Genomic DNA, 17,631 nt, shown 5'->3' with positions numbered 1-17,631 from the left:
ATATCCTTAATGCGATTGGTATTAAAATAGTCGCCAGCGGCGCTTTTTTTGCCTGTTTTGATATACCCATTGAAGCTTTACTTCGGCAATACTAATTATTTTAGAGGTATTGCTGTCAAATAGTTCAAATGAAATACTTTGCTGTGAATCAAATGCATAATTAAAAGTACCGCTCTGTTGCTTGAGCCAACATTGCATTATGTACTTTGAGGTAGCGTCACGTAGGCAGTAATTACCAATGATAGGTTGCTCCCACGTTAGCGTAACGTCAGCATAGCAATTTCGCCCTTCGCGCAATGCAACGCAGGTATCGGGAACTGCTATGAGTGCTTCAGGAGGTTCCTGAGCTTTAACAGTAAAAGTACTGGGGAAGATCAGTAATACACAGATCCATCTAAAATACATAACGTAGGCCTACCTTGGCTTTGTGTTGATATCCTTGGGAAATAATTGGACTGTCGTCAATCTCTTTTGAAAACCATGTGGTAAGCCAGCCGGATAAAAACACCCAATCTTGGCTTATTGGGTACTCAGCATGGAACTCAAAAATAATACTAGTACTGGCATTGCTGCTATAAATCGGGCGAAGGCTGGTGGCTTCATTGCTATCAATGCCAAAATAATAATTGGTAAAGTCAGCAGAGTAGGCGCTTAAACCAACACCAGATCTAAACTCCCAGTTTCGCCACGGCAAAATGTGACTAAAAAAGCTATTTATAACCCAGCCATTGTGCGCGCCAGATACATCATGAAGGTATTCAAAAGAGAATTGAGAATTTTCAAATCGACGAGAAAGTCGAAGGCCGACGTCAAAGTCGTAATTACGTTTTTTTATACCTTGGAGTTCTTTTATAACACCATGGTTATAAAATCCGAGGCCTTTTTCGTCAAATCCAGCTTGAGTATTTGTGCCTAATATATCTAGGCCCCAATCAAATTTATCTATAAGACTGTAGCCTATTACAAGGCCGCCACTGAGTTGATTGTGATCGAAATCAAGGTAAAATTTATCGTAGGAAACAGCAAGACTTAAGTCGAGCTCAACGCCTTTATCGTAAGACTCAATGCCGACAAGGTAAGAATCTTCAATATAAAAGCCCGCACCAGCACTCCAATCCCACGCAAAGCCTTGGGTTGGCTCTAACGTATTATCTGCATAATAGCGGTTACTTGCCATACTCGACGTGCTAAAAATGCAGCAAAAAAGCAGTGTTATGCTCAGTAAAGTATGGTTAAGCAAAGCGTTTCTCATCCCTTAGGGCCTAATTATTATTTGTTATTAAGCGTAGTATATTGTTAATTCGTTCCTTTAATCTGTAAAAAAATGTAGTAAGTGTTAGGTCTGTTGAACTTTTAAGGTTAAATTTGCAGCAGTCTGTTTGGTATTTAGGTAAGGCAGAGCCTATGCAGTGTGGCTATTCCCCATAAATGGGCGATAACGTAGCATTAATGCCAAACAGGCGCTGCCCAAAGGGTTCTTCCTAGGGGCTATTTACTCTTTGTTGCTCGGTTTTGACTTAGCCCACTAGGTTACAAATCTCGCGCCGCGATTAAATAGCCCCTAGTTTGAACAAATTTTAATCCGTAAAGATCAACAGACCCTAATTTACTGAACTTTAATTTTATCGATTAATATACTACTCAAGTAAAACTGCATCATAGGTGTTAATGCACTTACTTCTGTTCTATTACATGGACCTCTAAGTTTAGTAAGGCTAGATAGTTTTGACAACGTTTTGTACTGAGGGATTTGAATATCTTTGCCAAGTCTTTCAATACGGGCCTCGTCAGTGTTTTGCTGATGAATAAAAGCGACAACCTCAAGCTCATTTGTTATTTTTTGCTCTTCGGTGAAATTGTAAATTAGTGGTTCACGATGAAAACTTGCACTGTCGATTGAAGATTTAGCAAACCAAACAACATCACCCGATGACTTGTGCGTGAGACGCATACTAACTTGTGCAAATATTGCAGCGCACTGTTGTGTTGGGTATTGCTGGGCAACATTTGAATATAAAGTAAATGGCTTCTCTGGTTGCTTTATTGCGTACTTAGTATCGTCTGTGAAAGTTAAATCGAGTTGCTGAATAGTCAGTGTGTAGTCACTGTTATTTTTAGTTGTTACTTTTAGTTGTTTATCGTTCAGTGCTTGGCTAATTTGCGATAGAAGTTTATCGGTTACGCTTGCCTTATCGGTAATGATTTTTACTGTTTGGTTTCTAACTACTTTATGTGCAGGAAGTTGAACCGATTTAACTTTTGGAGATGAGTGCTCTGTAGTGTACTCAAGTTGATAGGTCTGACTTTTTAATGTTGGCTTTAATGGCATAGCCAGTGGTTCGGCCGGTTGCTTTGTAATAGCACAACCAGTTGATAATAAAATAAAAAGTGACACAACTAAAAAACGCATAAGTACTAAACACTCGCTTAAAACCAAATAATCGTCGTATTGTACGTTAGTACAAACAAAACTTCATGATATTATCTGCGCAGATGTAGTTAAAAAGATAAATTTTATAAAAAATGAAGTATCTCAACTCTTTATCGTATTGCCTATCTGCTTTGTGTTTGCTGTTTAGTTCTGTGGGTTTTGCAGCAAAAGCGGATCCTGATTGGGATGCATTTGTAAAAAAGTACGGCCGTTACGCGCAAAAAAAATTAAAAAGTAAAGGTATACCCGGTGCAGCGCTTTCGATTGTAAATATAAACAATTCAGACTACATCCACACCATGGGCGTAACTAAATCACGAAGTGGACAAAAAGTTAATAAGCATACTCGGTTTAGACTCGCGTCTGTTTCGAAGACATTTGCAGGCTCGTTATCAGCTAAATTGGCTGCTAACGGCCTACTGGAATTAGATAAGCCTGTTAGCGAATACATAACTGATTTTAAAGGGACTGTTTATCAAGATGATTTAAAGGTGTTTCATCTTTTAAGCCATTCAAGTGGATTAGTTCCTAATGCATACGACAATTTAATTGAATCTCGTATGGATTACCCAGGTATTGTTGAAAAGCTGCTTAGCGTCAAACCAATTTGCAAACCCGGCGAATGTTATGGCTATCAAAACGTTATGTTTAGTCTTATAGGCGATGTGATATTACAAAGCACCGATAAAAGTTACGGACAGTGGTTACGAGAAGCTATTTTTGAGCCATTAAAAATGGGTGATGCGAGCTTAGGTTTTGAACAAATGGTGCATGACAATAATTATGCTCTACCTCATGTGCGGGGTAAAAAGCGCTGGTATAGCGCTAAGCTTAAAAAAAATTATTATAAAGTGGGACCTGCAGCTGGTGTGAACGCTAGCGCAAGTGATATGGCTATTTGGTTAAGAGCGCAGCTGGGCCAATATCCTGATGTTTTGTCATTGGATACTCTAGCAAAACAAACACGCCCTTATACACATACAAAAAAAGAAATGCATCGGAGGGTGTGGAAAAAACACCTTAATGAAGCTTATTATGGGTTAGGTTGGCGCGTTTATAACTATGCTGATGAAACACTTTACTATCATAGTGGCTGGGTGCAAGGTTATAGAAGTGATGTGGTTGTATTTCCTCACTTAAATATTGGTTTTAGCTTAATAGTTAATGCTGAAACCGGCGTAATCAATGAGCTAACGACTGAATTTATCGACAGGCTATTAGAATACAAACGAGGTAAAAAAATATGAATAATAAAATAATATTAGCAATCACTTTTTTAGTCATGTCATTCAATTGTAGTTTAGTGTTTGCAGCACCTGATGAGATATATTTGTTTCGTCATAGTGAAAAGTTAACGGGTAAAAACCCAGCGCTCTCAGAGGTGGGAAAGGCACGTGCAAATAATTTAGTTACTTTTTTCAAAGAGTATCAAAATATACATATTTTCAGCAGCAACTATAAACGCACGTTACAAACAGCGGCCCCTTTGCAGGCATATTTTAATACCAACGTAAATGTGTATAACGCAGGTGAGCTAAGTGATCTAAAAAATGAGTTACTTAAACTAAAAGGTGTAGTTGTTGTTATTGGACACAGTAATACAACACCGCAACTAGCCGAGCTACTTTCGAATGAAAAAGTGCCAGCAATGAGTGAAACACAATTTACTCAGTACTTTATATTGAATAAGAAGCGCAGTAGTAATGGTAGCGAATATGATGTAACCCATCATAAAATGAGTTTTTGATTTAAAACGTTAAATAATAAAAAACCAGCATTAAGCTGGTTTTTTTAATTTAAACGCACTAAATCCTTTAACAGGAATAATTAGTTACGCGGTAAATGTATTTTTTTCTCAACGCTTTGACGATAAAGCACAATAGTGTGACCTATCGTTTGTAGCTTAGTCGCACCAGTTTCACGTACGATTGCTTCAAAAATTAGTGCTTTTGTTTCACGATCGTCAGTTGGAACTTTAACTTTGATTAATTCGTGAATTTCTAATGCACTTTGAATTTCTACTACTACGCCTTCGGTTAAACCGTTAGAACCTAGTAAAACTACAGGCTTAAGGCTATGTGCCTGACCTTTTAAAAACTGCTTTTGTTTGTTTGATAATGTCATGTTTATACAAATTTTGCTGAATATGGCTTGAATTAAGGGTATTCTAACGCCATCTAGAGAATATTACTAATTAGTTGCGTGTTAATTTATGACAAATAAAAAACAGTCAGCCAGTTCACAGCGATGGCTGAAAGAACATTTTGATGATAAATATGTTCAAGAAGCGCAAAAAAAAGGCTGGCGTTCCCGAGCGGTTTTTAAATTAGATGAAGTACAAAATAGAGACAAAATACTTCGTCCAGGTATGACAGTTGTTGATTTAGGGGCGGCTCCAGGAAGTTGGTCTCAATATTTGGCTGAAAAAGTAGGTGACAAAGGCCAAGTGATCGCGTGTGATATATTACCGATGGATTCACTTGCGGGTGTTGACTTCTTACAAGGTGACTTTCGTGAGGAGGCTGTATTAAATGCGTTGTTAAAACGTATTGATGGTAAAAATGTTGATGTGGTACTCTCTGACATGGCACCAAATATGAGTGGCAATAACTCAGTAGATCAAGCGGGTAGTATGTATTTGGTAGAACTTGCGCTGGATATGTGTAGTCAAGTACTAAAGAAAAATGGCGCATTTATTGTTAAAGTTTTCCAAGGAGAAGGCTTTGATCAATACTTGCAAGATGTACGTAATAGTTTTAAAGCAGTGAAAATACGCAAACCTGATGCCTCACGTGCCCGTTCTCGGGAAGTATATATAGTAGCGACTGGATACAAACTGTAGTACAGTTGCTTGGCGTTTAGTTGAATTTAAATTAATTGGATACAAGAGGTTAACCCCTTGAGCGATATGGCGAAAAATTTAATACTATGGCTGGTGATTGCAGTTGTGCTGATGTCAGTCTTTCAGAGCTTTAATGGCGGCGAGCAAGTTGATCGTCAAACAAGTTACACTCAATTTGTAAAAGATGTCCGCAGTGGCTCTTTACAAGAAGTTATTATCGACCGCGGTACAGGAAATATTACTGGTACTAAGAGCAGTGGTGAGCGTTTTCAAACAACGATGCCAATGTACGATGAAGACTTAATAAATGATTTACTTAAAAATGATGTAAATGTGAAGGGTGTACAACCTGAAGAACAATCATTCTTAGCAAGTATATTTATTTCTTGGTTCCCGATGATACTGCTTATAGGTGTATGGATATTCTTCATGCGTCAAATGCAAGGCGGCGGCGGTAAAGGCGCTATGTCATTTGGTAAGAGTAAAGCTCGCCTAATGAGTGAAGATCAAATTAAAACAACGTTTGCTGATGTTGCAGGTTGTGATGAAGCGAAAGAAGATGTTACTGAGCTGGTAGACTTTTTACGAGATCCTTCTAAGTTTCAAAAACTTGGCGGTAGTATTCCTAAAGGTGTACTAATGGTTGGTCCTCCAGGTACCGGTAAAACGTTACTTGCGAAGGCTGTTGCTGGTGAAGCTAAAGTGCCATTTTTTACAATTTCTGGTTCAGATTTTGTTGAAATGTTTGTGGGTGTTGGTGCGTCACGTGTACGTGACATGTTTGAGCAAGCTAAAAAAGCGGCGCCTTGTATTATCTTTATAGATGAGATTGACGCTGTTGGTCGTAAACGTGGTGCTGGTATGGGCGGCGGTAACGATGAACGTGAGCAAACACTTAACCAAATGCTAGTAGAAATGGATGGTTTTGGTGGTAACGAAGGTATTATCGTTATCGCAGCAACTAACCGACCAGATGTATTAGACCCTGCATTACTTCGTCCAGGTCGTTTTGACCGTCAAGTTGAAGTAGGTTTACCTGATATTCGTGGTCGTGAGCAAATACTTAAAGTACACATGCGTAAAGTGCCATTAGGCGATAACGTAGAAGCTGCTCTTATAGCACGTGGTACTCCAGGTTTCTCTGGCGCGGATTTAGCAAACTTAGTAAACGAAGCTGCACTTTATGCAGCGCGTGGTAATAAACGTGTTGTAAGTATGGCTGAATTTGACGCTGCTAAAGATAAAATCATGATGGGCGCAGAGCGCAAGACCATGGTGATGAGCGAGCAAGAAAAAGCAATGACAGCGTACCATGAAGCTGGCCATGCAATTGTTGGTCGTATGGTGCCAGAACATGATCCAGTTTATAAAGTATCTATTATTCCACGTGGCCGTGCGCTGGGTGTAACAATGTACTTGCCTGAACAAGATCGTGTTAGCCATTCAAAAGAGCTTTTAGAATCAATGATTTCTAGCCTTTATGGTGGCCGTATTGCTGAAGCGCTTATTTACGGCGCAGATAAAGTAACAACGGGTGCAAGTAATGACATTGAACGAGCTACAGATATAGCGCGTAAAATGGTTACACATTGGGGTTTAAGTGAAAAACTAGGTCCGTTACTATACGCTGAAGATCAGAACGAAATGTATATGGGTGGTGGCGGTAGTCGTTCATCTAGCATGTCGGACGACACGGCAAAAGTAATTGATGCAGAGGTTCGATTACTTTCAGATCGTAACTATCAAAGAGCAGAAGAAATATTAAAAGAAAATATTGATATTCTTCACTCAATGAAAGATGCGTTAATGAAATACGAAACTATTGATGCTAAGCAAATTGATGATTTAATGGCACGCCAACCAGTACGTGAACCGCGTGATGCACATGACCGTCATGAAGCTAAACCGGTAAAAGCGGAAGAAGTTCAAGAACCAGTTGCTGATGAAAGTCAAAAGACTGATGATTCATCAAAAAAAGATGAAACAAACCTTGATGACAAAGCTGAATAATCGTTAAAATAGTAATGAAAGCCCCGAACTTCGGGGCTTTTTTGTATCAGCTATTTAGAAAAAGAATAAAGGTTGGCAATGACTAACATATTAAAGCTTCCGAGAGGGCGTACGCTTAATCTTGAAAAGCCCGTTATTATGGGAATACTAAATGTAACGCCGGATTCATTTTCTGATGGTGGGCAGTTTTTAGATCCCAAAATAGCGCTAAAACGCGCAATGCAATTATTAGATGACGGTGCGACAATTTTAGATATAGGGGGAGAATCTACTCGCCCAGGCGCGCCAGATGTTAGCTTGGAAGATGAACTTGCTCGAGTAATCCCCGCTATTAAAGCGATACGTCAGCACAGCGATTGCATTATTTCAATTGATACCAGTAAAGCACAGGTAATGGAACAAGCAATACTTGCAGGGGCAGATATAGTCAATGATGTTAGAGCTTTACAAGAAATAGACGCCTTAGAAACGGTTGCGCAGTATGAAGATGTAGCAATTTGTTTAATGCATATGCAAGGGCAGCCCCGGAGCATGCAATCGTCACCTCATTACGATAATTTGTTTGCAGATATAAGTATGTTTTTTAGTGAACGTATTAAAGCATGTGAAACAGCTGGGATTAAGTTTGAACGACTTATTCTAGACCCAGGTTTTGGATTTGGAAAAACGCTTAGTCATAACTATCAAATATTGGCTAAGTTTGACGATTTTAATAAATTAGGTTTGCCATTATTGGCCGGATTATCTCGTAAATCGATGATAGGTAATTTATTAGACAGAAATACAAATGAACGGTTAGCGGGCAGCTTAGCGGGTGCGTTAATCGCAGCGCAAAATGGCGCAAAAATTATTCGTGTACATGACGTAAAAGAAACCGCAGATGTACTTGGTGTATATCAAGCCTGCGAACAAGGAATTTCACAATGAAAGAAAGAAAATATTTTGGCACCGATGGCGTGCGTGGACTTGTAGGCGCTGCTCCAATAAACCCTGAATTTGCAATGAAGCTAGGCTGGGCTGCTGGGCGTGTATTATCGCAAAGTGGTACTAAAAAAGTAATTATTGGTAAAGATACGCGTATTTCGGGCTATATGCTTGAAACCGCACTTGAGGCTGGTTTAATTGCTGCTGGTATTGATGTTGTATTATTGGGTCCTATGCCTACACCGGCCGTTGCTTATTTAGCGCAAACATTTCGTGCTGAGGCAGGTATTGTAATTAGTGCTTCACATAATCCGTATTACGATAACGGTATTAAGTTTTTCAATGGTCAAGGCTTAAAGCTTGATGATGCAGTAGAGCTTGAAATTGAAGCGATGCTTGATGAGCAAATGACATGTGTTGCTTCAGATAAATTAGGCAAAGCATCGCGTTTAGTCAGTGCGGATGGCCGCTATATAGAGTTTTGTAAGAGCCAGTTCCCGCAAGGCCTGTCTTTAGAAGGTCTTAAAATTGTTGTCGATTGCGCTAATGGCGCAACTTATCATATTGCACCTTCTGTTATGCGTGAACTTGGCGCAGAAGTAATAACACATGCGTGTGAGCCTAACGGCGTTAATATCAACCATGAATGTGGCGCTACTCACGTAGATACCCTTAAACGTAAAGTGCTTGAACTTAAAGCCGACGTAGGTATTGCATACGATGGAGATGGTGACCGCGTGATGATGGTTGATCATAATGGCCGTGTTTTTGATGGTGATGATCTGGTTTATATTATTGCTTGCCAAGCAGCCCAAGATGATAATTTGGGTGGTGGTGTAGTTGGTACTGTTATGTCTAACATGGGCCTTGAAAACGCTTTAAAAGCAAAAGGTATCGAGTTTGCTCGCAGTAAAGTGGGTGATCGCTATGTTATGGAATTACTACAGCAAAAAGGCTGGAAAATTGGCGGTGAAAGCTCAGGCCATGTACTGAATCTAGACTTAATTAGCACGGGTGATGGTATTATTTCAAGCTTACAAGTACTTGCTGCTATGGTTGCACAAAATCGTACATTGCAAGACTTAGGCGCTGGTTTTACCAAGTATCCAATGAAGATGATTAACGTGCGTTATACAGCTGGAACTGACCCGACAAAAGCACCAGAAGTGCTTTCAGCTGTAGCAGAAGTAGAGCTTGCTTTAGGCGATAAAGGCCGTGTTTTACTGCGTAAGTCAGGCACTGAACCTGTGGTTCGTGTTATGGTTGAAGCCGAGCAAGAAAAGATTGTAATAGACAGCGCTCAAAAAATTGCAGCTGTTGTAGAATCTATGAGCAAACAAACTGATTAATAACAATAATCTCTTGTAACTTTGGGCGAGAAAAGTTAATATCTCGCCCGCTTTCTAATGTGGAGTGGATAATGGCAATACGCAAGGCGATGGTCGCAGGCAACTGGAAAATGAATGGCTCTTTAGAGTTAGTTAAACAAATGTCTGACGCTATTAACGATGTAAAATCACAAGAGATGGACATTGTTTTATTTCCTCCATTCCCACTTGTACCAGCAATGGTAGCTAGCGGTGTTTCTACAGGAGCTCAAACTGTTTCTGAAAATACACCTGGCGCATTTACTGGTGAAGTTGATGCGCAGCTTATAAAAGATTTAGGTGCAACTTACGTACTCGTTGGTCATTCTGAACGCCGCAGTATTTATAACGAAAGTAATGCAACAGTCGCTGAAAAGTTTGCTAGAGCACAGCAAGTTGGGTTAACACCAATATTATGTGTAGGCGAGAGCGAAAGTGAGCAAGAAAACGGCCAAACCGAACAAGTAGTTGCTGCACAAATTGATGCAGTAATAGAGAAATTAGGTGTAGCAGCACTGAAAGATTCTGTGATAGCATACGAGCCCGTTTGGGCCATAGGCACAGGTAAGACTGCATCGCCAGAGCAGGCACAAACTGTTCATAAATTTATCCGTGACAAAATTGCATCACTTGATAGCAATTTAGCACAAGGGCTTACCATCTTATATGGTGGTAGCGTTAATGAAAAAAATAGCGAATTATTATTTGCACAAACAGATATAGATGGCGGCTTAATTGGCGGCGCAAGTCTAAAAGCAGAGTCTTTTACTGCAATCTGTAACAGTGCAAAAGGGACTGTATAAGATGTACGAAATTTTATTAGTAGTTTATTTAGTTGTGGCTTTGGCTCTAGTTGGAATGGTTTTAATTCAACAAGGTAAAGGCGCAGATATGGGTTCTTCATTTGGCGCTGGTGCATCAGGCACAGTTTTTGGTTCGTCAGGTGCAGGTAACTTTATGACAAAAACAACCACAAGCTTAGCAACGGTATTTTTTGTATTAAGCATTGTGTTAGGAAACCTAACTGCTGGTCAAATTAAAAAGACTGACGAATGGGAAAACCTAGAAGCAGCTCCAGCAGTAGAAACAGTAGTTCCTGTTGAAGAAGATGTTCCAGTAACATCTACTAAAGAGCAAAGTTCTGACGTACCAAACTAATTTAGCGTAAAGCTATCGTTAAACGATTTATAGTCCTCAAATAAATCACATGTTTAACAATTAAGCGAAAGCTTAAAAAAATGCGGATGTGGTGGAATTGGTAGACACGCCACCTTGAGGGGGTGGTGCTTTAGGGCATGGGGGTTCAAGTCCCCCCATCCGCACCAAATTTAGAAACCAGTAGCAGTGATGTTACTGGTTTTTTTGTATCTGTAATTTATTGTGATTGTTTTATGAGCGATGTGTGTTTATTGTTAAATAATTCTTCTATTTGTTAGAAAAAACTAGAAATATTACAAATTTAGCTCACACTTATAGATATCAAGCCGATAATAGATATAGACAATAAAATAAGGTAGCACAGTATGGCTTCAGGCTTCTCTTTTCAAAACCTAAGCATAACAAAAAAAATACATGCAATAACATGCATTGCCGTAGTGGCTTTCATAGTGATCGTATTGATAAACTATTTAGCTATGAATGATAATAAGGTTTCTCTCGATGAAATGAGTAACTCATCGTATAAAGTTGTAAAAATAACGTCGCAAAACGTAGGGCTTTTAGAAAAACTTGATGAACTTTATACCCAAGCGGTTACGTTTGGTGAGCAAGATCTTATAGTTAAAGCAGACGAGGTATATCAAACTTTAGAGTCTAATATTACCTTAATAACGCAACTTAATAACTCCTACATTAATAACGATATTATTAATGAGTTGTCAGATTATGAAAAAATATCCTCAAGTATTGCTACAGGTATGGTTAACGGTACTGCTGATTTTAGTAAGATTCAGCAACAAGCGCAGCTTAAAACAAGTTTATATGGATCTGTTTTAGAAAGTTTTAAAGGCGCTCAACAAAAAGCGGATAATCGTTTTTTTGAACTGGTTGCCAATACTAAAGCGCGCTCTGATGAAGCATTAACTCTAATGTTAGCTGTATCCATTATTTCATTAATTTTATTATTGTTTATGGCTATTTGGATTGCTAAGAATATAGGTTCATCTGCGAGTGATGCAGCTAACAACCTTAGTTTATTAGCAAGCGGCAATGGTTCTTTAAGCACACAGCTATCTGTTAACTCAGAAGACGAAATTGGCCAAGTCTCTATTAATTTTAACGCATTTATTTCCTTACTAAGAGAAACAGTTCTTGAAGTTATTGCTGTATGTGAGCCTTTAATGGAAAACTCAACACGACTAGTTCAAGGTATGGAACAAGCTGAGCGTGCTACAACAAAGCAAACCACTGATGCTGAAATTGTTAAGCAATCTATGGAAGAAATGAAGCAGAGTGTTGGTGATATATCAGAATCTGCAGCTAACGCTTCTCACGCTGCTGAAACGGCCGAGAAAGAAGTTGAACAAAGTCGTACACAAGTACAGATGTCAGTTACCGCTTCTCGTACGCTCAGTGATGAAATTAATCGAGCTGCAGGGACTATTAATAAGCTTGCGGACGATACAAAAAATGTATCGCAGATTTTGAATGTAATTACGTCTATTGCAGATCAGACAAACTTACTTGCTCTTAATGCTGCTATTGAAGCTGCACGAGCAGGTGAACATGGAAGAGGCTTTGCTGTAGTGGCAGATGAGGTTCGTGAACTGGCTTCTCGTACTGCACATTCTACTAATGAAATACGTGAACTATTGGGATCATTAACGACTGCCGCAAATGAATCTGTAGCTGCTATGACTTCAGCACGTGATATGGCAACAGATAATGCTACAGCCGCAGAAAAAACAGGTATTTCAATAGAGAAAATCGCAGAGCAAATGTTAGAAATTAATGGTATGAATTCGCAAATAGCAGCAGCGACTGAGGAACAAACATCCGTTGCAGCTATGGTAGTAGATAATGTGTCAAATATGCATGTATCGTTCGAAGATACTATGGACTCACTACTTGCTGTACGCGACGTAGCCAAAAACCTACATTACCTATCTGATAACCTATTAGATGCAACCGCTAAGTTTAGAATCGAGTAGAGCTTAGTACTGAGCCAGTATAAAAATCTACCCTAGGGTTGATGCCAGTTAGTTAACCGCTGACTGGCTTTTTTGTTTGATATACCTAGTATATGTCCACTCTCGCTTTATTAGTAATATGTGATGCTCTACTTTAGCTTACTATTGCTCTATTCATTTAGGGATACTCCCTGAGATCTCAATAAACATAGTCTGAATTGAGTTAATAATATTAATTGCACACGTCGTAACACTCAGTTGACAGAAGTCTTCTGAATTGGGTGCGTAGCTATTGGCTAGAGAAAGTGTTGTAGTGGGTTGCAAAAAAAAGGCCTCTGAATAAATTCAGAAGCCTTCATAAACGAACCAGAAGGCCGGTTTATCGATTGGTTAAATATTTCTCAACCTATCTGTACTAACCTCTGGGTGGTTTTTATATCAATTTCACTGCTAAAAGGTCGCAATTACTTTTACTGTATCGGTCACTTTAGCACTATCAACATAGCCAATTGCATTTCCATTAGCTGCAACAAAATCAATAACAGCTTGGTCAGTTGTTAGTTTTTCAGGCGGGGTACCTTTACCTGTAAATACAAGCTTTGACCAATATGCATTTAACTGACTGCTAGACTTACCCACTACTTTGTCGTTAAATTCATCAGCTACAGATGTACCGTCTTGATTTACTGGATTAACTTTATCGCCATTACTAAATGACTTACTTTTTCCCAGATAAATCTTTTTTATTGTGTCAGCATCTATAGAGCTAGCATTGCTTGGATTAATAATCACAGCAACTTCTGCAAATACATTAATTGAGCACAATGAAAGTGCACTTACTAAAATTAATTTTTTCATCATAAGCTCCAATTAAAAGACAAGATCTACACCGACAGCTACAACATCCGTCTCTGTATCAGTTATGTCATCTTCAAAACGACTAAAGTCGATCTTGAAAGCAGCGGAAGGATGAAAATCATAACGCGCACCAATTGTGTATACGTTACTTTGTGCACGAAGACCTTCAAGAGCACCATTTACAGCTGAATTTAAGGTTGGTATTGACTCAATGGTATTAAAACGTGATGAGTCATGTTTGTCATCATTGTCTTCATAAGTAAAATGAACAATTACACTGTCAATACGGTAACCAACTGATGCGTAATACTGTGACTGTTTTGGTAGTATACTGTCTTCAACCTCAAATTGTGTATATTCGGCATCAAACAAAAAGTTTTCATAATCAATAGAAAAACCAACGCCAACGAAGCTCGTTTTATCTTCTTCAGTGATTAGGTCATTCGCAGTATTAGTTAAGCCACTATCAGACAATACACTTACGAGACCAATTAGGCCGCTATCCTCTGATGAAATGCTAGTGTCGGCCACAATGTATGCAGCTCGCGCACTGAACCAGTCGTATGATAGACTCCAGTTTATACCGCCTAAATTATTTAATTCAGCAGGTAATTCTGTTCCAAATACGTCAATATCACCATCGAATGCACCATAAAAGCCTTGAAGCGTAGAATCCCAATCACCCAATTGAGAGCTGTAAACTACACTAACTCCTTCATAAGTTGAAAATGGGATACCGTATACTGATTTTGGCGGACGTACCCAGCGATAAGCATAACCTACATCCAAGAAATCAGAATACTTGTAAAAAGGAACACGCATTTTACCAGCGCTAAATTGCAGTTCATCGCTGTATTCATAAGTAACGTATGCCCATTCGAATGTAGCGTCAAAGTCATCCTCTCCACGCGCAATAATTTGAGCCGTAGCTGTTAGCTTTTCATGTAGGTCTGCAGATAATTGTAAAGCGAATTTACTCTCATTTTTAAAAGAGATATCGTCATCATAGCCGTACAAAGTACTGTCACTATCCAGACTTTTACCACCGACAATTGATGCAAAACCATTAATTCTTACCTCAGCACTAGCATAGCTAGATGCTAAAACTGCACATACAGCCACTGCTACAGATAGCTTTTTCATATGTTGTTCCTATTTGTTATTTAAATGTTGATTTCTTTATTAGTATAAGTGCATAACGAGTATTTATCTAATAAACAGAATGGTTTAAGGTTTTTATTTAATTTTTAGTCAATATTATTTTGTTTTTTAAATTAATCAGGTGCGAATGTTTGTGTTTAAAAATGTTTAGTACAGGGGTTAGATATAAAATATACGATTGGTGATTCTTGTTTATAACGTCTTAATGTAACTTACAAGCCGTAAGTATTGCATTTACTGCCATATAGATTTGTTAACATTTAATTCTATGTGTTTTACGTAAGTTATTTAGTTTAAATGTTTATATTCTATATTGCTGCTTAGTCGAAATTTTTAATAAGTAAAGCTAGGTATAAGCAAAGAGAAACTTTCTAAACGGCGTTTTTATTATAGGATTACTCCTGTCTTAGCGAGGTTGTTCAAAGGAAATGGCGCTGATGAAGAAGCTAACTTGGTTTTTATTATGTTGCTTTGCAATGAATGCATACAGTAACGATGAAGTAAGTTTAACTCTGGTAGGTCATATTTCACCAGTGTGCGGCTTTACTACTCAAAATAACAACCTTCAGTTTTCTTCAGATGGCCTCGCGAGTACAAAGCTAGTGATTAATTGTAATTCACCTATGCGAGTATCAATGCAATCTGAAAACGGTGGCCTGCGCCATCAGCAAAGTACTCAAATAAATGCTTATAACCTTAATTGGTCAATAGAGGGGGTTTCAAGCGACGTTTCTGCAACAGCACTTGAGCTCAAATCTATGTACAATTTTGATGTTGATAAGATTTTATTTAACAGCGTAGCTAAATTACAGTTAAAACTAGATGAGCCTTTAATTTATGCCGGAAGTTACCAGGATGTGCTTCGCATAGAAATGACACCATCGGTTGTATCTGGTGGAGTTTGGTAAAACACTAACTATTAAATATAAACAAATATGTCACATGGATAAGGAATATTAAAATGAAAAAGTTAATCGTGTTATCAGCAATCGTAGCTCTAACATCTGGCGCAGCATTTGCTGAAAATCTAAATGTAGGTGGTGCAGTGTCATCGGTTTGTGGGGTGAGCAACATTAACACTACACAATTCTTTCAAACATTATCAAATGGTGCAACTAAAAATGTAGGCTTTGATTTGCAGTGTAATGATGTTGATGGTGCAACAATATCATTAACGACATCAGAAGGGCACTTGCAAAATGCTGACCATGAAGATCGTGGTGTCGGCTACACTGCCAAGTTAACTGCAGGGACATTTGATTTTACGCTTTCAGCTGAGAATGGCCAAAATGATAAATCTGAGTCGCAAAGCCGTACTGGTTCTCCAACGCTTGCAGCAGGTGGCGTAGCTGGAAATATTTTACTAACTGTAACACAAGCACCCGTTTATGCAGGTACTTACGCAGATACGCTTATGTTAGCAATTACAGCTAACTAATTAGTATATAAAAGGCAGTAGCTACTGCCTTTTAATTTATTAAGAGGGACTTTATATGCGTTATATATTTCTAATTATAGTGTTATTAATTTCACATTCTACAGAAGCTTTTCAAGTTAAACCAATGGTCGCAGAGCTTGAATCATCAGGTAGCCAGTCACAACAAACCATTCGCATATCAAACCCTTCGGACAGCCCTTTAACTATCGAAATATCTGCTTTTGATTTATTAATTGCACCTAACGGTGATGAAACATTAAAAGCGAACGAAGATGACTTTTTAATTATTCCTATGACTACAATTATTCCGTCAGGAAAAAGTCAATCGGTAATTATTCGATATATTGGGGAAACAATATTAGAAAACTCAAAAGCGTACCGTGTAGCCATTGATCAGGTATCTGTTGATTTAGAGAAAGCGGGGCAATCAGGCGTTGGTATGTCAGTTAGCTTTAGAACTTTGTTTAATGTGGTGCCTAAAGGTGCTGAGGCAAAATTATTAATTAAAAATAAACGCCAAGTAGATACAGAAACATGGAATGTGCTTCTGGAAAATACAGGCAATAAATATATTCGCTTATCGCAGGCACAGTGGGTTATTAAAGGCGATGGTCAAGAGCTATTATTAGAAGGGGCTGAATTGAGTAAAGCATTGACTGGAAAAATTTTATTACCAAAATCTAGCCGTGAGGTCTCAATAAAAATTCCAACAAGATTTAATGCAGCAAGCAGTGATCTAGAGGTCAATTTTTAATGCTGCGGATATGCAGTTACTTTCTTATATATGCAATTGTAATTGCACCGATCTTTGCTGTAGAAGTAACGCCTATGGTGGTTACTTTCTCTCCTGATAGTCGTTCAAGTAACGCTTCTAGCTTGGTTCACAATCAGTTACCAAGAGACATTGCTTTTGATATCCAAATTTATGAAATTGACTTTTCTCAAGGCACGCCTAAATTAATTTCTTTAGATGACTCTCCATTGTGGGTTTTTCCTCCATCGCTATTTTTGCAACCAGGGCAAAGCCAACAGTTGCAATTTAGATGGTTAGATAAAAAACTTCCTAGTACAGATAAAAGCTATCAAGTTAGTTTGATTGAGCAGCCCATTGCAAACCAGTCTATAAATAAACAGTCACAACTTACGATGCTGTTAAATATAAATTTAATTGTTCATCTGGATCAACCTCGATTAGTTCCCAAACTGACTATAAAAGAACCTCATGTTGAGGATGGCTTTATCGTCACTGAAGTATTAAATGAAGGAAAAGGGGCTGGACGATTAAGTGATTATGAAATAAAAATCACTAAAAATAAAACCCTAAGCGATCGAATTTTAAAAGATCAATTAAAAGCAAACGGATACGATGTTTTTTTTGCTCCTAATAGCACCAGTGTCATAAAAGTCCCTATTCCGCAATCTTTACAGAGAGGAAGTTTAAATCATCTACGTTTAGTGCTGGCTCGCTAGTT

The 17,631-nt window shown here is 38.4% G+C and carries 19 protein-coding genes and 1 tRNA gene; 14 read left to right on the top strand and 6 right to left on the bottom strand.

All coding sequences use genetic code 11. The annotated features are described in order from the left end of the window. Nucleotides 1-21: 21 nt before the first annotated feature. The 3 genes from I6E70_RS06560 to I6E70_RS06550 form a co-directional block, all read right to left on the bottom strand. The gene (locus I6E70_RS06560; RefSeq protein ID WP_007586617.1) at nt 22-405 is read right to left on the bottom strand and encodes a DUF3019 domain-containing protein; all 384 of its coding nucleotides are present in this window, start codon (nt 403-405) and stop codon (nt 22-24) included. After that, nucleotides 395-1,177, bottom strand: a complete 783-nt coding sequence (locus I6E70_RS06555) for a MipA/OmpV family protein (RefSeq protein ID WP_231620070.1) — start codon at nt 1,175-1,177, stop codon at nt 395-397. Before I6E70_RS06555 ends, I6E70_RS06560 begins: the two co-directional genes overlap by 11 nt. Nucleotides 1,178-1,606: 429 nt before the next feature. Beyond that, complete coding sequence (locus I6E70_RS06550) at nt 1,607-2,410, bottom strand: hypothetical protein (RefSeq protein WP_197188331.1); 804 nt, start codon at nt 2,408-2,410, stop codon at nt 1,607-1,609. Between the two features lie 113 nt (nt 2,411-2,523). Here I6E70_RS06550 and I6E70_RS06545 point away from each other — a divergent pair, with 113 nt between their 5' ends. Together I6E70_RS06545 and I6E70_RS06540 are read left to right on the top strand one after the other, a co-directional pair. Beyond that, nucleotides 2,524-3,678, top strand: coding sequence for a serine hydrolase domain-containing protein (locus I6E70_RS06545; RefSeq protein WP_197188330.1), 1,155 nt, complete (start codon nt 2,524-2,526; stop codon nt 3,676-3,678). Next, entirely contained in the window at nt 3,675-4,178 is a 504-nt protein-coding gene (locus I6E70_RS06540) for a SixA phosphatase family protein (RefSeq protein ID WP_197188329.1), read from the top strand. The genes I6E70_RS06545 and I6E70_RS06540 overlap by 4 nt, the downstream gene beginning before the upstream one ends. 80 nt (nt 4,179-4,258) lie before the next feature. Here I6E70_RS06540 and yhbY read toward each other — a convergent pair whose 3' ends face one another. Continuing rightward, a complete protein-coding gene (gene yhbY / locus I6E70_RS06535) occupies nt 4,259-4,555 on the bottom strand; it encodes a ribosome assembly RNA-binding protein YhbY (protein ID WP_002963153.1) in 297 nt (98 codons plus the stop codon). Between the two features lie 88 nt (nt 4,556-4,643). Between yhbY and rlmE the strand changes: the two genes are divergently transcribed. The 8 genes from rlmE (at nt 4,644) to I6E70_RS06495 (ending at nt 12,723) form a co-directional block, all read left to right on the top strand. Continuing rightward, nucleotides 4,644-5,273, top strand: coding sequence for a 23S rRNA (uridine(2552)-2'-O)-methyltransferase RlmE (rlmE, locus tag I6E70_RS06530; RefSeq protein ID WP_007586629.1), 630 nt, complete (start codon nt 4,644-4,646; stop codon nt 5,271-5,273). A gap of 66 nt (nt 5,274-5,339) precedes the next feature. Continuing rightward, entirely contained in the window at nt 5,340-7,283 is a 1,944-nt protein-coding gene (gene ftsH, locus I6E70_RS06525) for an ATP-dependent zinc metalloprotease FtsH (protein ID WP_231620069.1), read from the top strand. 78 nt (nt 7,284-7,361) lie between these two features. After that, entirely contained in the window at nt 7,362-8,210 is an 849-nt protein-coding gene (gene folP / locus I6E70_RS06520) for a dihydropteroate synthase (protein ID WP_197188327.1), read from the top strand. Next, the gene (gene glmM, locus I6E70_RS06515) at nt 8,207-9,556 is read left to right on the top strand and encodes a phosphoglucosamine mutase (protein ID WP_007586638.1); all 1,350 of its coding nucleotides are present in this window, start codon (nt 8,207-8,209) and stop codon (nt 9,554-9,556) included. The genes folP and glmM overlap by 4 nt, the downstream gene beginning before the upstream one ends. Before the next feature lie 71 nt (nt 9,557-9,627). Then, a complete protein-coding gene (gene tpiA / locus I6E70_RS06510; protein ID WP_007586641.1) occupies nt 9,628-10,377 on the top strand; it encodes a triose-phosphate isomerase in 750 nt (249 codons plus the stop codon). A gap of 1 nt (nt 10,378) precedes the next feature. Next, nucleotides 10,379-10,732 carry a preprotein translocase subunit SecG gene (gene secG / locus I6E70_RS06505; RefSeq protein WP_002962769.1) on the top strand — a complete coding sequence of 118 codons (354 nt, stop codon included), beginning with the start codon at nt 10,379-10,381 and terminating at the stop codon, nt 10,730-10,732. A gap of 82 nt (nt 10,733-10,814) precedes the next feature. Further along, nucleotides 10,815-10,899 (top strand) — tRNA-Leu (locus I6E70_RS06500). 198 nt (nt 10,900-11,097) lie between these two features. After that, nucleotides 11,098-12,723 (top strand): methyl-accepting chemotaxis protein, encoded by a 1,626-nt coding sequence (locus I6E70_RS06495; RefSeq protein WP_024590962.1) that lies wholly within the window; start codon nt 11,098-11,100, stop codon nt 12,721-12,723. 429 nt (nt 12,724-13,152) lie between these two features. On the opposite strand, the gene I6E70_RS06490 is transcribed toward I6E70_RS06495, so the two are convergent. Then, complete coding sequence (locus I6E70_RS06490) at nt 13,153-13,560, bottom strand: phosphate ABC transporter substrate-binding protein (protein ID WP_197188326.1); 408 nt, start codon at nt 13,558-13,560, stop codon at nt 13,153-13,155. A gap of 12 nt (nt 13,561-13,572) precedes the next feature. Next, entirely contained in the window at nt 13,573-14,703 is a 1,131-nt protein-coding gene (locus tag I6E70_RS06485; protein ID WP_165725398.1) for a porin, read from the bottom strand. Between the two features lie 455 nt (nt 14,704-15,158). On the opposite strand from I6E70_RS06485, the gene I6E70_RS06480 reads away from it, so the two are divergent. The 4 genes from I6E70_RS06480 (at nt 15,159) to I6E70_RS06465 (ending at nt 17,629) form a co-directional block, all read left to right on the top strand. Further along, nucleotides 15,159-15,629, top strand: coding sequence for a hypothetical protein (locus tag I6E70_RS06480; protein WP_197188325.1), 471 nt, complete (start codon nt 15,159-15,161; stop codon nt 15,627-15,629). Nucleotides 15,630-15,682: 53 nt separating this feature from the next. Then, a complete protein-coding gene (locus tag I6E70_RS06475; protein ID WP_197188324.1) occupies nt 15,683-16,159 on the top strand; it encodes a hypothetical protein in 477 nt (158 codons plus the stop codon). 55 nt (nt 16,160-16,214) lie between these two features. Beyond that, complete coding sequence (locus I6E70_RS06470) at nt 16,215-16,913, top strand: fimbrial biogenesis chaperone (protein ID WP_197188323.1); 699 nt, start codon at nt 16,215-16,217, stop codon at nt 16,911-16,913. 74 nt (nt 16,914-16,987) lie between these two features. After that, nucleotides 16,988-17,629 (top strand): hypothetical protein, encoded by a 642-nt coding sequence (locus tag I6E70_RS06465; RefSeq protein ID WP_231620068.1) that lies wholly within the window; start codon nt 16,988-16,990, stop codon nt 17,627-17,629. Nucleotides 17,630-17,631: the final 2 nt, after the last annotated feature.

Source organism: Pseudoalteromonas sp. NGC95, assembly GCF_015864705.1.
Lineage (GTDB): Bacteria > Pseudomonadota > Gammaproteobacteria > Enterobacterales > Alteromonadaceae > Pseudoalteromonas > Pseudoalteromonas arctica.
This window is presented reverse-complemented; position numbering and strand designations above follow the sequence as displayed.

Bases quoted from the DNA above. Each gene is read 5' to 3' on its own strand.
- glmM (WP_007586638.1), top strand. From the start codon at position 8,207: ATGAAAGAAAGAAAATATTTTGGCACCGATGGCGTGCGTGGACTTGTA.
- I6E70_RS06540 (WP_197188329.1), top strand. From the start codon at position 3,675: ATGAATAATAAAATAATATTAGCAATCACTTTTTTAGTCATGTCATTC.
- folP (WP_197188327.1), top strand. From the start codon at position 7,362: ATGACTAACATATTAAAGCTTCCGAGAGGGCGTACGCTTAATCTTGAA.
- I6E70_RS06485 (WP_165725398.1), bottom strand. From the start codon at position 14,703: ATGAAAAAGCTATCTGTAGCAGTGGCTGTATGTGCAGTTTTAGCATCT.
- I6E70_RS06470 (WP_197188323.1), top strand. From the start codon at position 16,215: ATGCGTTATATATTTCTAATTATAGTGTTATTAATTTCACATTCTACA.
- ftsH (WP_231620069.1), top strand. From the start codon at position 5,340: ATGGCGAAAAATTTAATACTATGGCTGGTGATTGCAGTTGTGCTGATG.
- secG (WP_002962769.1), top strand. From the start codon at position 10,379: ATGTACGAAATTTTATTAGTAGTTTATTTAGTTGTGGCTTTGGCTCTA.
- rlmE (WP_007586629.1), top strand. From the start codon at position 4,644: ATGACAAATAAAAAACAGTCAGCCAGTTCACAGCGATGGCTGAAAGAA.
- I6E70_RS06465 (WP_231620068.1), top strand. From the start codon at position 16,988: ATGGTGGTTACTTTCTCTCCTGATAGTCGTTCAAGTAACGCTTCTAGC.
- I6E70_RS06550 (WP_197188331.1), bottom strand. From the start codon at position 2,410: ATGCGTTTTTTAGTTGTGTCACTTTTTATTTTATTATCAACTGGTTGT.
- tpiA (WP_007586641.1), top strand. From the start codon at position 9,628: ATGGCAATACGCAAGGCGATGGTCGCAGGCAACTGGAAAATGAATGGC.
- I6E70_RS06480 (WP_197188325.1), top strand. From the start codon at position 15,159: ATGAAGAAGCTAACTTGGTTTTTATTATGTTGCTTTGCAATGAATGCA.
- I6E70_RS06490 (WP_197188326.1), bottom strand. From the start codon at position 13,560: ATGAAAAAATTAATTTTAGTAAGTGCACTTTCATTGTGCTCAATTAAT.
- I6E70_RS06560 (WP_007586617.1), bottom strand. From the start codon at position 405: ATGTATTTTAGATGGATCTGTGTATTACTGATCTTCCCCAGTACTTTT.
- I6E70_RS06495 (WP_024590962.1), top strand. From the start codon at position 11,098: ATGGCTTCAGGCTTCTCTTTTCAAAACCTAAGCATAACAAAAAAAATA.
- yhbY (WP_002963153.1), bottom strand. From the start codon at position 4,555: ATGACATTATCAAACAAACAAAAGCAGTTTTTAAAAGGTCAGGCACAT.
- I6E70_RS06545 (WP_197188330.1), top strand. From the start codon at position 2,524: ATGAAGTATCTCAACTCTTTATCGTATTGCCTATCTGCTTTGTGTTTG.
- I6E70_RS06555 (WP_231620070.1), bottom strand. From the start codon at position 1,177: ATGGCAAGTAACCGCTATTATGCAGATAATACGTTAGAGCCAACCCAA.
- I6E70_RS06475 (WP_197188324.1), top strand. From the start codon at position 15,683: ATGAAAAAGTTAATCGTGTTATCAGCAATCGTAGCTCTAACATCTGGC.